Annotated in this window: 12 protein-coding genes; 4 read left to right on the top strand and 8 right to left on the bottom strand. The window is 67.2% G+C overall.

Annotated features, from left to right (window positions below; genetic code table 11):
• Positions 1-54: 54 nt before the first annotated feature.
• From ACZ5BH_RS04380 to polX, 5 genes are all read right to left on the bottom strand, one after another.
• Positions 55-1,797, bottom strand: a complete 1,743-nt coding sequence (locus ACZ5BH_RS04380; RefSeq protein WP_464890698.1) for a sensor domain-containing diguanylate cyclase — start codon at positions 1,795-1,797, stop codon at positions 55-57.
• Positions 1,798-2,045: 248 nt separating this feature from the next.
• On the bottom strand, positions 2,046-3,134 hold the full coding sequence (locus ACZ5BH_RS04375) for a VIT1/CCC1 transporter family protein (RefSeq protein ID WP_464890697.1): 1,089 nt from the start codon (positions 3,132-3,134) through the stop codon (positions 2,046-2,048).
• Between the two features lie 58 nt (positions 3,135-3,192).
• Positions 3,193-4,362 carry a cation:proton antiporter domain-containing protein gene (locus ACZ5BH_RS04370; RefSeq protein ID WP_464890696.1) on the bottom strand — a complete coding sequence of 390 codons (1,170 nt, stop codon included), beginning with the start codon at positions 4,360-4,362 and terminating at the stop codon, positions 3,193-3,195.
• A complete protein-coding gene (locus ACZ5BH_RS04365) occupies positions 4,359-5,276 on the bottom strand; it encodes a hypothetical protein (RefSeq protein ID WP_464890695.1) in 918 nt (305 codons plus the stop codon). The genes ACZ5BH_RS04370 and ACZ5BH_RS04365 overlap by 4 nt, the downstream gene beginning before the upstream one ends.
• Complete coding sequence (polX, locus tag ACZ5BH_RS04360) at positions 5,273-7,000, bottom strand: DNA polymerase/3'-5' exonuclease PolX (protein ID WP_464890694.1); 1,728 nt, start codon at positions 6,998-7,000, stop codon at positions 5,273-5,275. The genes ACZ5BH_RS04365 and polX overlap by 4 nt, the downstream gene beginning before the upstream one ends.
• Positions 7,001-7,137: 137 nt before the next feature.
• Here polX and ACZ5BH_RS04355 point away from each other — a divergent pair, with 137 nt between their 5' ends.
• The 4 genes from ACZ5BH_RS04355 (at position 7,138) to ACZ5BH_RS04340 (ending at position 10,168) form a co-directional block, all read left to right on the top strand.
• A complete protein-coding gene (locus tag ACZ5BH_RS04355) occupies positions 7,138-7,677 on the top strand; it encodes a hypothetical protein (protein ID WP_464890693.1) in 540 nt (179 codons plus the stop codon).
• On the top strand, positions 7,670-8,446 hold the full coding sequence (locus tag ACZ5BH_RS04350; RefSeq protein ID WP_464890692.1) for a cytochrome c3 family protein: 777 nt from the start codon (positions 7,670-7,672) through the stop codon (positions 8,444-8,446). The genes ACZ5BH_RS04355 and ACZ5BH_RS04350 overlap by 8 nt, the downstream gene beginning before the upstream one ends.
• Positions 8,443-8,970, top strand: coding sequence for a hypothetical protein (locus ACZ5BH_RS04345; protein ID WP_464890691.1), 528 nt, complete (start codon positions 8,443-8,445; stop codon positions 8,968-8,970). Before ACZ5BH_RS04350 ends, ACZ5BH_RS04345 begins: the two co-directional genes overlap by 4 nt.
• Positions 8,971-9,271: 301 nt before the next feature.
• Positions 9,272-10,168 carry a cytochrome c3 family protein gene (locus ACZ5BH_RS04340; protein ID WP_464890690.1) on the top strand — a complete coding sequence of 299 codons (897 nt, stop codon included), beginning with the start codon at positions 9,272-9,274 and terminating at the stop codon, positions 10,166-10,168.
• A 79-nt stretch (positions 10,169-10,247) separates the two neighbouring features.
• Here ACZ5BH_RS04340 and ACZ5BH_RS04335 read toward each other — a convergent pair whose 3' ends face one another.
• From ACZ5BH_RS04335 to ACZ5BH_RS04325, 3 genes are read right to left on the bottom strand one after another with little or no spacing between them, the layout of a single operon-like run.
• The gene (locus ACZ5BH_RS04335; RefSeq protein WP_464890689.1) at positions 10,248-11,399 is read right to left on the bottom strand and encodes an NHL repeat-containing protein; all 1,152 of its coding nucleotides are present in this window, start codon (positions 11,397-11,399) and stop codon (positions 10,248-10,250) included.
• A gap of 7 nt (positions 11,400-11,406) precedes the next feature.
• Complete coding sequence (locus ACZ5BH_RS04330; RefSeq protein ID WP_464890688.1) at positions 11,407-12,420, bottom strand: c-type cytochrome; 1,014 nt, start codon at positions 12,418-12,420, stop codon at positions 11,407-11,409.
• Between the two features lie 5 nt (positions 12,421-12,425).
• Entirely contained in the window at positions 12,426-13,571 is a 1,146-nt protein-coding gene (locus ACZ5BH_RS04325) for a c-type cytochrome (protein WP_464890687.1), read from the bottom strand.
• Between the last annotated feature and the right edge of the window lie 509 nt (positions 13,572-14,080).

Here is a 14,080-nt window from a genome sequence, read left to right as displayed (position 1 = left end):
ATGCCAATTTGTAGGAGCGGCGCAAGCCGCGACAGGCAAACGCCATGAACATTCTTACCCCGGCCGCGCCTCGCAACCGCGGACCCGGTTCTTGCCTGCTTCCTTGGCCACATAGAGCTCCCGATCGGCGCGGCCGATGAGGGCGTCCATGCTCTCGCCGCGGCGGTGTTCGGCGCAGCCGATGGACACGGTGAGCCGCAGTTCCCGGGCGAAGCGGTGTGCGGCCACCGCGGCGCGCAGCCGTTCGGCGAGATCCCGGGCGCCGTCGGCCTCGGTGTTGGGACAGATCACCAGAAACTCCTCTCCCCCCCAGCGGCCGGGAATGTCGCTGAGGCGAATTACGTTTTCGATGATTCGGGCCAGATCCACCAGGACGTCGTCGCCGGTCTGATGGCCGCAACGATCGTTCACCTGCTTGAAGTCGTCCAGATCCAGCAACAGCAGTGACAGGCGCGAGCCGTCCCGCTCGTGCAGGCGCACGTGGCTGCGGATCTGTTCCATCAGGTAGCGGCGGTTGGGCAGGCGGGTGAGTTCGTCGGTGCGGGCCAGTTCGTGCATCTGCTGCAGCAGGTCTTCCAGTTCCCGGGCGGTGCGGTTGATGAGGTGGGCATAGGCCTGGGTCTCGGTGGTGATGCGCGCGGTGGACAGGGACAGGGGCAGGGGGCGTGCGAGCACCGGTTGTTCGGGATGCTCGGTGAGCGCCACCAGGGTCAGGGTGTAGTTGAAGAACAGATTGCCTTCGTTGGCATGGAAGAACTCGCCGTAGGTGAAGAAACCGGCCGTGGGCGCGAGCTGCTGGAAGACCTCGGCTTCGTCGCTGATCAGCTTCGTCATCAGCGCCTTGCGGGCCACGCAGGTGTAGCAAAGGATGGCCTCAAAGCGCTGGGTGCGCAGGCGTTCGATGAGTTCTGAGGAACTGTCGAGCAGGGCGTTGGCGTCACCGATGCCGAACCAGACCTGGTCGTCCGGCTGGAAGTTGCCCATGAAGACCATGCTGCCGTCGGCATTGACGCCGGTGCAGCCGCGCGCCAGTTTCATGCCGCCGCGTTCCACCATCAGCGGAAACTGCACGCTGAGCACGGGGAGGCGTTCGGCGGCTTCGTCGCTCAGGTAATGGCGGTAGGTGTCGATGGCGGGGCGGCCGTCGAGTTCGATGAGCAGGTTGCGGCGCGCTCGGTTCACGGTCAGGGCCCGGCCGAGGGGCATCCAGTCCATGCTGTAGAGGGTCTGCACCTGCAGGTGTTCGCTATGGAAGGCCACGGCGATGGCGCCCTGGGTGAGCACCTGATCGCCGTCGAAGATCCAGGTGTGCTTGAAGCGCAGGTATTCGCCCGACAGCCCGCCGGCCAGCGGCACGTCGGGCAGCACGTCGCTCACGCCCAGCACGAAGTCTTCCCCGTTGGTGTTGAGGCCGGTGGCCACCGCGATGATCAGGGCCGGAGCGCCGTTGCGGGTGTCGAGGCGGCGGGCCAGTTGCTGCCCCAGGGCGAAGCTGTCTTCCTGGTCCCAAGGCAGGGTCGTGGTGGCGAGGCGGGTGCGCCGGCATTCGAGGAAACTGACGATGACGCCTTCCTCGAACAGGCGGCCATCGGCAATCTCGCCGCCGGTGGTGGTGCCGAGGATGACCGCGTGGGGAAAGCGCTGGCGCAGCAGGCGGTTCAGATCGTGGATGAAGCCGTCTTCGAGATTGCCGCAGAAGACCTGGATGAAGAGGCCGGCATCGTCTGTGATGCCTTTGGCCTGGCAGAACGCAGCGAGTTCCGCCTCGGACCGGTACTGGTGGTTGAGCAGTCTCATGCGGCTTCCCGTGGCTGATTCCAAGCCTAGCCCGGATATTGCACCATGTCGAGGACGGGCGGTTATTCAGGTCCCGCAGGGCGGCGCAAGCGCAGCGGAGCTGCCATGGGGATTGCGAGGTTTGCCGGCTCCGCTGCGCTTGAGCCGGCCTACCCCCGTTCGTGGCCGGTGCCGTTTGTGTCAGCACGAGTTTGCGGCGTTTAATAAATCGGTATAGCGCCGGAGGCGATCCCGTCTTGCGGTGTTTCTCAGACCGCAATACCAAACACGTTCTGCATCAGCGTGCCGAACAGCCAGGCCAGGGCGGCGGCGCCGAGGCCGGAGGCCAGCATTTCGATGATTTTGGTGCGCAGGCGGATGCCCGAAACCAGGGCGATGAAGCCACCCACCGCAGCCAGGGCCAGGCCGGCCAGCAACACCGAGCCGATCAGTGCCGCTAGGGCGCTGTCGGCGACGAAATAGGGCAGCACCGGGAACAGCACGCCGAACAGGTAGGCGCTGCCGGTGAACAGGCCCGAGCGCCATTCGTTCTCGCTGACTTCCTCCAGCAGCAGCTTTGACAGGGCCTTGCGGTTGTCGCCGAGCCGGTTGGCCACTTCGTCGCTGATCTCGTCCGGCAGCCCCGAGGCACGCAGGCGCTCGCGGTATTCGGCCACAGCCCGTTCCGGCGCCACGCTGAACAGGACTTCCATGCGTTGCCGGGCGCCGGCGTTCACCTGGCGCTGGGAGCGCACCGAGATGAAGGCGCCAATCCCCATCGACAAGGCGCCGGCGATGCCCACCACCAGGCCGCTGACGGCCACAAGCAGCGGGTTGCCGGCATAGGCGGCCGACAGGCCGGTGACGGCACCGAGGATCTCCACCAGCCCGTCGTTCATGCCGAGCACGAAGTCGCGCACGTTCTGCAGGCCCGCCTCGCGGGTCTGGCGGCGGAAGGCGGCTTCGTGCTCCAGCTCGTCGAGAATGATTCCCCGCAGGGCCGCGTGATCCTCGGGCGGCAGCAGGCCGCTCTGCCACAGGCGGTGATAGGCTTCTACCGCGCCGGTCTCGCCCAGTTCCAGGGCGGCGATCAGCAAGAGCGGATTGATCCGGCGCTGCAGCAGGCGCAGGGCAAGGCTGCGCAGGCGCCGCGGGCGAGCGGCGGGCAGGGGCTGGCCGTGGCGCGCGAGGATATCGGCCCAGAACTCGGCATGGCGCTTCTCCATGGCGGCGATGCGCTCCAGCAGGGTCCGCAGTTCGGCATCGCGGCTGTGCCGGGCCAGCAGCGAGTAGGTGAGCCAGTCGTCGATTTCGCCCAGGTAGAACTGGCGGGCCTTGTTGAGCAGGGTGTCGGTCATGTCCGAATTCCGGGATGTGTTTCGGGTGGTGATGGGGACGCGACGCCGGGGGGACAAGTCAGTCCCGGCGCAGGCGGTCGTCGAGGGCGATGGGGGAGGGGTAGCGCAGCACGATCAGATAGGCGGAGACGATGAAGGTGAACAGCGTGGTCACCTGGACGAGATAGGCGGCCCGGGGCGTGACTGCGCCCGTCTCCAGGGCCAATACGGCGATGAACAGGGAGAACTCGCTGATCTGGCCCAGGCGCACGCCCACTTCGCGGGCCCGGTGGGGAGCTTCGCCCACGCCGCGCAGCAGGGCGGTGATGGCCAGGGGCTTGCCCGCGAGCATGACGGCGGCCAGCAGCAGGGCCGGCCACAGCACCTCGCGCACCAGGGCGGGATCGAAGCCGGCGCCGAGGGCGAAGAAGAACAGGATCAGAAAGAAGTCGCGCAAGGGCCGCAGACTTTCGCCGAGGTAGAGGGCCACGGGGTTGGTGGCCAGCACCACCCCGGCGATGAAGGCGCCGATTTCCGCCGACAGGCCGAGGTGGACGGCCAGCTCGGCCATGCCCAGACACCAGCCGATGGCCAGCAGGAACAGGTATTCGTGGATCTGATCGAAGCGCTGCATCAGGCGGATCAGCACGTGGCGTTCGAACAGCCAGGCGAAGAGCCCCAGCCCGGTGAGGGCCAGCAGCAGGTGGCCGGCTTCCCGCAGGGGCAGGGCGTCGCTCCAGTCGGCCCGCAACAGCATCAGGATCAGGATGGCCAGCAGATCCTGCAGGAGCAGGATGCTGATGATGAGTTCGCCGGTGTGGCGGTGATGGAGCACGGTGGCCGGCAGCAGCTTGATGCCGAGGATGGTGCTGGAGAACATCATGGCTGCGCCGATGATCAGCGCCTCCATCGGCCGGAAACCGAACAGCAGCGAAAGGCCGCCGCCCGCCAGCAGGAACAGCAGCGAGGAGACACCGGTGACCAGCAGGCTGCGTCCGAGCATGGCGAGCAGTTTCTGCGGCGCCAGGTTCATGCCCAGCAGGAACAGCAGGAAGATGATGCCGATGTGGGCGATGTCGCTCACCCGTTGCACGTCGCCCACCCAGCCCAGCCCCCAGGGGCCGATGAGCGCGCCCAGGGCAATGTAGATCACCAGCAGCGACTGGCGGGCGTACAGCCCCAGCGTGGCCAGCACCGCGGCGCCGGTGAAGATCAGGAACACGATCTCGAGGATCGAATCGGCGTTCATCGATCCGCCCCGCCTTGCCACCAGTCGGCGATCACCTTGCCCACGGCAGGGTTGACCAGGTAGCCATAGGAGCGGTGCACGTTGAGCCCTTCCTCGTTGCGAAAGTGGTTGTAGATGCCGTGGCAGTGATCCTCGATGGCTTCGACCAGGCCCAGCCGGCGCATCTCGGCGAAGTCGCGGGCGAAACAGCGCACCAGGGCCACCACGTCGCCCTCGGCGGCCACGTTGATCCAGCGGCGGATGTTGGCCGGGTAGCGTTCGGCGCCCTGCCGGTCGGCGCCGCGCAGGCGGCGGCGCACGTAGCGCATGCCCAGCGGGCTGCCGAGGGTGAGAAAGGTGTCGACCCGGCCGTGATGGTGTTCCTCGCGCGACAGTTCCCACAGGCTGTCCCAGGCGATCACCGAGCCGAGACTGTGGCCGATGAGCAGGATGCGATCGCCGCGCGCCAGGTGCGGGCGCAACTGCACCTTGAGCACTTCGCGCACCTCGCAGGCGATGTCGTACTGGTTGACGAAGTAGCGTCGGGTCTCCCGGGCCATGCTGCGGATGTGGGCCGGCATCAGGGGGATCAGGAAGGGCAGGTGATCGGCGATCTGGAACAGCAGCCAGGCCAGCCGGTAGGCCAGGCTGTGGGCCTCGCGGATGTCCAGGGGCGTGGGGCCGTGCTGGTGGATGAGGGCATCGATCCAGGGCAAGTCCCGGTTGATGTCCTTGACGCGGCGGTAGAACAGGTAGTTCCAGGCGGCCAGATGGAACCGTTCGTGGGCGCCCTGCAGCGCGGGCACGACGTCCGGCTCGGCCCGGCGCACGCCTTCCACCAGGGTGCGCCACAGGGCCCGGCGATGCGCCTCGGGCGGCGGCTTGGGATTCTTGCCCGGCACGAAGACGATGTGGGCTTCGGGGGCGCGGCTCATCGCAGGGTGGCCCGCAGCTTGCGGCGCAGGGTCTTGAGGGGCAGGGTGTTGAGCACGTGGCCCTTCTCCAGCCAGCCGCGGCGGGCCTGGCGGATGCCGCCGTCGAGCAGGGCGAAGTCGCCCGGCTGGTGCGCGTCGGAGTCGATGGCCACCAGCACGCCTTTCTCGCGTGCCAGCAGACAGTGGTCGTCGGTCAGATCCAGGCGCTGGGGCTGGCTGTTGAGTTCCACGAAGCAGCCCCGGTCCCGCGCCGCGTCGAGGATCCGCTCCATGTCCAGCTCGCAGGCCTCCCGCTCGCCGAGCAGGCGGCCGCTGGGATGGGCCAGGATGGAGAAACAGGGGGAGTCCATGGCCCGCAGGATGCGTTCGGTCTGCCTGCGGCGCGAGAGGCGGAAGGCGCTGTGCACCGCGGCCACCACCAGATCCAGTTCACACAGCACGTCCGGGGGCAGATCCAGCGAGCCGTCCTCGAGAATGTCCACCTCGATGCCCTTGAGCAGGGTGATGCCCTCGAGGGTCTCGTTGAGCCGGTCGATCTCCTCCATCTGCCGGCGCAGGGCCTTTTCGTCGAGGCCGTGGGCCACGGTGAGGCGGCGGCTGTGATCGGTGATGGCCAGGTATTCCAGCCCCGCCTCGCGGGCGGCGCGGGCCATCGCCTTGATGCTGGCCGTGCCATCGGTGGCGCGGGTGTGGCAGTGCAGATCGCCGCGCAGATCGGCCCGTTCGATCAGCCGCGGCAGGCGGCCTTCGCGGGCCGCCTCGATTTCGCCGCGCGCCTCGCGCAGCTCCGGCGGGATCCAGGGCAGATCCACGCTGGCGTAGACCGATTCCTCGCTCTCGCCGGCGATGCGCCGCTCGCCCCGGAACACGCCGTATTCGTTGATCTTGAGGCCCCGCTGCTGGCCGAGATGGCGGATGGCGATGTTGTGGGCGCGGCTGCCGGTGAAGTAGTGCAGGGCGGCGCCGAAGCTGGCCTGCTCCACCACCCGCAGATCCACCTGCAGGCCGCAGCGCAGATACACGGTGGACCGGGTGGTGCCGCGGGAGACCACGTCGGCCACCTCGTCGTATTCGGTGAAGCGCTGCATCACCGGACTGTTGCCACGCACGGTGACCAGGATGTCGAGGTCGCCCACCGTCTCCTTGCCCCGCCGGTAGCTGCCGGCCACCACCACCCGATCCACGCCGGGCGTGTCGCGCAGCCAGGCCACCAGGGGCTCGGCATAGCGTCGGGCCACCGAGTGCAGAAAGCGTTTCTCTGCGGTGCGGTGGGCGGCGAGGTTCTCGAGGATGCGCTGCTCGGTCTTGGGGCCGAAACCGGGCAACTGGCGCAGCCGGCCGCGGCGCACCGCGTCTTCGAGCTGCTTGAGGCTCTTGATGTGCAGTTCGTGGTACAGGGCTCGCACCCGTTTCGGGCCCAGGCCCGGGATCTTCAGCAGGGCCTCGAGGCTGGCCGGCACGCGTCGGTGCAGCTTGTCCAGCGCCCGGGCATGCCCGGTGGCCACGATCTCGCGGATCTTGGCCGCCAGTTCCTTGCCGATCCCCGGCAGACGGGTGAGATCCTCCCCCCGCTCGACCATGTCGGCCAGTTCCCGGCCCAGATGGCGCACGGTGCGGGCCGCATTGCGGTAGGCCCGTACCCGGTACGGGTTGTCGCCCTCGATTTCGAGCAGATCGGCCATCTCGTCGAAGATGGCCGCAACGTCCTCGTTGTGGACCGGCATGACGACCTCGCTGGCGCTGCCTGGGTGACCATCGTTGGTCCTGAAAAGCATAACAGCATGCGCAGCCATTGACAGGCCCGCGATTCCCGAAAACGGGAAGCGGTAAAGCCTGCGGCCTCGGCGCCGATATGGGCTGCATGGGTTCCTTGCAAGACACGTTTGCCAAAGCGGGCCTCAGCCGCCTGCAACTGGTCTCGCGCATCGCCGGGGGCACCGGTCTGCTGGCGCTGCTGGTGCTGGGCGTGGTGGTGTGGTGGCTGAACGATGCCGGCGGCGATTCCTATTTCGAGATGATTCGGGCGCATGCGCTCACCCGCCGCCAGCTTGGCCCGGCACTGCTGGTGGCCGGCCTGTTCCTGCTGGCGCTGGTGGCGTTGATGACCTGGCTGTTCACCCTCTACGGCAGCTTTCGCATCGCCGGCCCCCTGTATCGCTTTACCTGCAATCTTCAGCAGGCCGAACGCGAGCCTCCCTTGGGGATCCGCCGTAACGACAGTCTGCACGACACCTCGGCGCATCTGCAGCAGGCCTGGCAGGCACTGCATCGCCTGCGCCGGGAACTGGATGCGGCGGCGCAGGCCGCCGAGGCGGCGCTGGAGGCCGGCGATGGCGAGGCCTGGCAACGCGAGCGGGCCCGCCTGCAGGCGCTGATCGAAAGGGTTCGCCGGGATGCGTAGTTGGTTTGCGGTGCTGCTGCTGGGGCTGTTGATCGGGGGGCTGGCGCTCTACCGGGTGGGGGCGAAGGCGCCCGGTCCTCACGCGGCGCCGTGCAGCCGTTGTCATCTGGCCGGCGAGAAGGTCACGGCGCAGAATGCCCGGGCGTTGCTGGGTACCCAGGAGCGCCTGTGCGGAAGCTGTCATGCCGGGGCGCTGGCATTGTCCCATGCCAGCGGTTTCACCCCCGGGCGGGCGTTGCCGGCGGCCTATCCGCTGGACTGGAAGGGCGACATGACCTGCAGCACCTGTCACGCCATCCATGATCACCGCCCCGGCCACCTGCGGGGCGACAAGCGCGGGCGGGCATTCTGTCTGGACTGCCATGCGGACGCCTTCTTCCAGGCCATGGCCGATGGCGGCGAGTCGCTGATCCGCACCGGGCACCTGGCCGCCAGCCCTGCCGATCTGGGCCTGCCGCTCGATCCGGCCACCCTTCGCTGCCTCGACTGCCACAGCGGCAAGGCCGACAGCGGCCCGGCCGTGGAGCTGGCCACCGGCGGCCTGCTGCGCCATGCCGAACATGGCATCAACCATCCCATCGGCGTCCCCTACGCGCGTGCCATGCAGTACGGCGGTTACCGGCCGGTGGCGCAACTGTCGGCGGCGATTCGCCTGCCCGAAGGGCGGATCGGCTGCATCTCCTGCCACGTGGGCTACTCCCCTCGCCATGGCGAGCTGGTGATCGCCAATCGTGGCTCCCGCCTGTGCTTCGAGTGTCACGACCTATGAGCCGCGCCGTTCCCCATCGCCGTCACCGCCACTACATCGATGCCGTGCTCCAGGGCCGCCTGTTGCGCCAGATGATCGTCGGCGAGCTGCTGCTGTTCGTGGTGGCCCTGTTCGGGGTCTGGTGGGGCATGCGCGAGGCCGTCGAGGCCAGCCTGTATCGCGTCCACCAGCCGCCGGCCGGGTTGCCGGTGCTGGTGACGCAGTTGCTGTGGTTCGTGCCCCTGATCGTGCTGATCAACCTGCTGGCCGTGGGCTGGAGCGAGCGCCGCTGGCGGCGACGGGTGAGCGCCATCGTTGGTGAACTCGATCCCCTGCTCGAACGGATCCGTCACACGGATCTGCGGCAACTTCCCGCGGCGGCGGCAGTGCGGCATCCGGTCCTGGACGCCGCCCGCCACTGGCGCGCTGCCGAACAGGCCCGCTTCGCCGAAGTGGCGCGCTGCATCGAGTCCCTGCCAGAGACCCTGCCGGATGATCCTGCCGCTTCCCGCTCGACGCTGAGCGCGCTGCGGCGCCTGCTGTAACGGGCGATAGAAACAGCCCCTCCCCGGGTTTTTTCGACCCGGGAACGAAATCGGACCCTGGCAAGCCGGGTTAATGCCTTTGTCGTAAAAGTCAGACGAGTTTTCCCGGAATCGGGAGAGTCCGTCGCCGCACATTCCCGGTTTTGCAAAAAAAACCGCGCTCATCCCCGCAAAGCCGGCATTGTGGCCATGGCATGAAAGCTGCTTGCCGATCACGGGAAAAGGCGTCAAGACAACAGGGACAGCGCCATGCGGCGCAAACCGGCACCGGCGGCGCAGGGCGCCGGAGGGAGGGGAGGCCATGATCGACTCACGTTGCGCCAGGCCCCGCGCGGGCCGAGGCCTGCTGCTCGCAACATTGCTGGCAACCAGCCAGGCCGTGCTGGCGGATGGTTGGGACCCGGCCACCAAGGCGCCCAACGTGGACAGCATCGTCAATACCCGTCACAACATGACCATGAGCTATCTCGGGGCGGCGGCCACCAACATGGATGGGGCCCGCAACGACTATGGCGAGGTCTGCGTCTATTGCCACACACCGCATGGCGCCAATGGCACCATCGATGCCCCCCTGTGGAACCGTACCAACCGCAGTACCACCTATGCCCTGTACAACAAGCCGTTGAGTTCGGGACAGACGCCCACCCCGCCGGGGACCAACTCCCTGGTGTGCCTGTCCTGCCATGACGGAACGGTGGCCATCGATTCGGTCATCAACATGCCCAACCGGCCCGGCCTGGTGTCGTGGGATCCGGCCCAGCAGACCATCCAGAACGACGCCTTTCTCGATACCTGGCCCGACAACACGCCGGTGCGACATGCCACGCTCGACGACTGCCTGCTGTGTCACAACAGCACCAACGTCTTCGCGCCCGACTTCACCGTATTCATGCTGGGAACCGATCTGACCGACGATCACCCGGTGGGGGTGCGCTATCCCGATACCACGCTGTACGACTTCAACGAGCCCAGCACCACCCGGGGCAATGTGCGCTTCTTCGATACCAATGGCAACGGCCGGCCCGACAACAACGAACTGCGCCTCTACAACAGCGGGGAAGGTTTCGAAGTGGAATGCGCCTCCTGCCACAATCCCCATGGCACCACCGTGACCGGCGGCACGGGGGGAGCGTTGATTCCGTCGTTTCTGCGTGTCGACAAGCAGTCCACGCTGTGCCTGACCTGTCACAACAAGTAACGGGGGCTTCTCTTGCGTCCGGGGTGCCGGCATGGCGCATGCCGGTATGTTCGAGAGCGCAAACCGAGCAGGAAAGGGATCAGTCTGTCCTCGATTGCAGGGCTTCACGGATGGCCCGGCCTTCTTCCCTGTTGAGCGGGCGAATCACCTCCACCTTGCGAAAGCGTTGATCGACGACGTACAGGCGGCCCGTCTCGTCGACGGCAATGCCGGCGATGAGGGCGTAGCGGCCGGGACGATCCGTGTAGCCACCCTCGCCGAGGGCCATCAGCAGGCGGCCGCTCGCGTCGAAGATCTGCACGTTGGCGAAGCGGGCGTCGCTGACGTAAACCCGTCCCTGATCATCGCAGGCCAGTCCTCGCGGCCGGGCCAGTTGGCCGAGGCCGCTGCCGAGGCCGCCCCAGCGGCGCAGGAACCGGCCCGCCTCATCGAAGGCCTGAATGCGAAAGTTGCCGGCATCGAGTACGTAGAGCGTGCCGTCCGGCGCCACGCAGGCGAAGGTGGGAAGATTGAACCGGCCGTCGCCGGTGCCGCGGGGGCCGAGGGTGTAAAGCTCCCGGCCGGCGGCATCGTAGGCCACCACCTTGTGATCCCGCGAGTCCACGCCGCCGGTGTCGACCACATAGATCCGCTGGCCATCCCGACGCACCGCCACGTCGGTGGGACGCTGCAGGCGGGCCGGATCACCAATTCGGCGCAGGAAGTGACCGGTCTGATCGTATATCAGAACTTCTCGTCGTCCGGCATCGGCCACGTAGTAGTTGAGCCGGTCGTCGATGGCCACCCCGAGGGGTTTGCGCAGGCGATGCTTCTCGCTGGTGCCGAACACCGTGGTCATGCGTGCCGGGACGTTGAACAGGGTCACCACTCGCATCACGGTATCGCTGACGATGATGTGGCCGCGGCGGGCGGCCACATCGAGCGGTTTGACCAGGCGGATGCGGGGTTCGCGATGGGCATTGGTGGCCATGGCCTTGAAGTCGAAGCCAGTCTTGAGCGGCTGGATGCTCAGATCGGTACGCAGGGTGAATTCGTATTCGAAGCGTGGCCGATCGGGCAGAGGCGGCCAGAAGGGGGCGCGTGACGTCGCCGGCCGCGTCGGGGCCGGGCTGCCACAGCCGGTCAGGGTCAGGGCAAGTGCCAGTGCCAGAAGCAGGAACCCCGGCAGCCGTGAGCGTGACGAGGCGCGTTCGGCGGGCTGCCGAGGAAGCCCCCGAAAGTTTTTTTTCAAGCGCCGGTCAGCGGGGCAGAGTCGGAGCATCGTTTGCTGCGCGTTGCCGTGCCAGGGGATGGAAGGCCCGATCCACGTAGGCCACGATGGCGGCGATCTGCTCGGCATTCAGGACGTGGCGCCAGGCGGGCATGGTGGTGCCGGGCAGGCCGTCTTCGATGATCCGGGTCAGGCGTTCGGGGGTGAGGCCCGACATGAAGGCCGGCTCGGTCAGATCCCGGGGATGGGGTTCGAGGAAACTGCCGATCCAGTTGCGTCCGCTGCCGTCGGCCGCATGACAGAAGGCGCAGTTGGCCTGATAGAGGCGTTCGCCACGGCGCTGTTGCGGCGTGGCATCGGCCAGCCGGGGCGGGATGTCGTGACGGGCATACACCGAGGCGCCGCTGATGCTGTCCGGTGGCGGCACGTTGCAACAGGTGTTCTTGCGCGGAAAGGAGACGGCGCTGGTATCCCACAGGGGCCCTGCGTCGTCCACCCGCGCCCGGTCGTGGCAGCTGATGCAGCTGGTCAGGAACAGGCGCTTGCCACGCCGGGCCGGGGCATCCAGCCGTTCGTCCGGTGTGTCGAGGGCCAGGACACCGGTGGCGAAGGGATAGGCGGCGCGGTAGCGTTCATGGTCGGGCCAGCCGTTGGCGGCGGTGTGGTAACGGGTATTGGGCCGTTTCGCGATGATGAACTCGCGACGCACGAAGTCGACCACGGCGCCGATCTCGGCCTCGCTGAGGAGGTTGCCGAAGCCGGCCATGCCGGTGCCGGGAATGCCGTCGCGCACCACGGCGAGCATGCGTGATCGGCTGGGCGGGTCGTCGTGCAGGGCCGTGAAGTCGCGCGGCGGGGGGTCGAGAAAGGTGGCGCTCAGGGTGCGGGCGTCACCCGAATAACCGTGGCAGTAGTAGCAGCGGAAGTTGTAGATGGCCCGTCCCTGTTCGTGGTACGCATCGCTGTCTGCCGCCGGGGTGACGGCGGTGGCCCCGCCGGGACACAGCGCGAGCAGGAGAAAACCGATCAGCAGTGCGCGCATGAGCCTCAGCGCTTGGCGGTGGCCGGCGTTTCCCTGCCCTGGATGAAGGCCTGGAAGACGTACTCGCTCAGATCGGCGATCTGTTGGGCAGTGAGCACCCGTGACCAGGCCGGCATTTCGGTGCCGTTCTTGCCTTCACTGATGGCGCGGTACAGGCGTGGCCGGTTGAATACGGCCCGGGAGTAGTCGCGGGTGAAATCACGTGGCCGGGGAAAGATGAAATAGGCGCGCGGCCCTTCGCCATCCCCGGCCAGGCCATGGCAGGGGACGCAGTTCTGGAGATAGAGCGCCTTGCCTTCGACCGGATTGCCGCGCAGGCCCTCGGGGAGGGCGGCGCGCATGTCGACCGGCTCGGGTTTGGCGCCTTTCTCGGATTCGGGAATCAGGGGCTGGGTGATCACTCCCATTTCCGGGAAATTGCGCGCCGGTTTCGGGGCGGGCGCGCTGCGCTTGCCGTGGGCGGAGGTGCCGGAAATGCCGGCCGTGGCCGGCCGCATGAAGCGTTTGCGAATGTAGTCCACCACCGCTTCGATGTCGGTGGCGGAGAGCTGGCTGCCGAAGGCCATCATCGGGGTGCCGGGCACGCCATGGGTCACCGAATGAATCATGCGTTCGCGGGTCAGTTCGCGTCGCGCGGCTTCGCTGGTGAAGTCCCGCGGCCGGCGGGCCAGCAGATTGCTTCCCCACCTAGCGCTGTTGCCCTGATCGCCGTGACAGACCGAACAGCTGTGAGCGTAGATTTCCTCGCCCCGGTCGGTCGAGGTCGCCACCGGCCGGGGCATGAAGGTTTCGCGGATGTAGTCCACCACCGCTTCGATTTCGGCGCGGCTGAGCTGTTTTTCCCAGCCCGCCATGGCCGTGCCGGGCACGCCGTGCGTCACCGACTGGATCATGCGGTCACGGGTCAGGGCGGCGGCACCGGCCGGATCGGTGAAATCCCGCGGCGGGGGCTGCAGGCTCGAGCGGGCATGGGACTGGCCATCGCCCTTGTCGCCATGACAGACCGAACAGTAGTTGTGGTAGAGCAGATCCGGTTGCGGCGCCGGTGACCGTGCCTCGGCCGCGCTGGCCCAGGCCGGTGCCAGCAGGAGCAGAACCAGGAGTGGTGAGAGAAGAGCGGACAGGCGAAAGTGGCGTCTTGTGTGGTGCATGGTCATGGATCCGGGTTTTCGCTGGATGGTGTCACAGGCATCGCACCCTGTCGACCGGGACGGGGCCGTGCAAGCTGACGTCGATCAGGACATTGCGGATTTCATGCCAGAGCGAGGCACTGGGGTTTTGAACGGGGCGCAGATGGGCATGGCATCATCCTTGCTTGTGGTTTCGTTGACGTAAGTTTGTTGTCCCGAAATATGCGTCATTTTGTTGCTGGTGACCTGAGCCGGGGGACCGCCCGCATGGCCGGAAGGGGGGCGTGACACGCCGTGAATACCTCCATGTAGGCTCTGCGGCCCCATCCCTGCGGCCGAAGGTCACGCCACCCCCTTCCGGCCATGCGGGCTTTGTGCCTGTAGAGAAGATGGATCGATGTTTCGGAACAGCCATCCACAGCGTGCCGGTGTGTGCAATGCGGCGGAACTTGCGCCAGGTCAGGGTAAGCGGTGGCGAGCGTTCACCGGGCCCCGCTATCATGACCAGGAGGCAGGTCATTTTGGCAGCA

The sequence above is a fragment of the Thioprofundum lithotrophicum genome, from assembly GCF_055387065.1.
The sequence above is the reverse complement of the archived record's forward strand: the minus strand, read 5'-3'. Positions and strand labels throughout refer to the sequence as shown.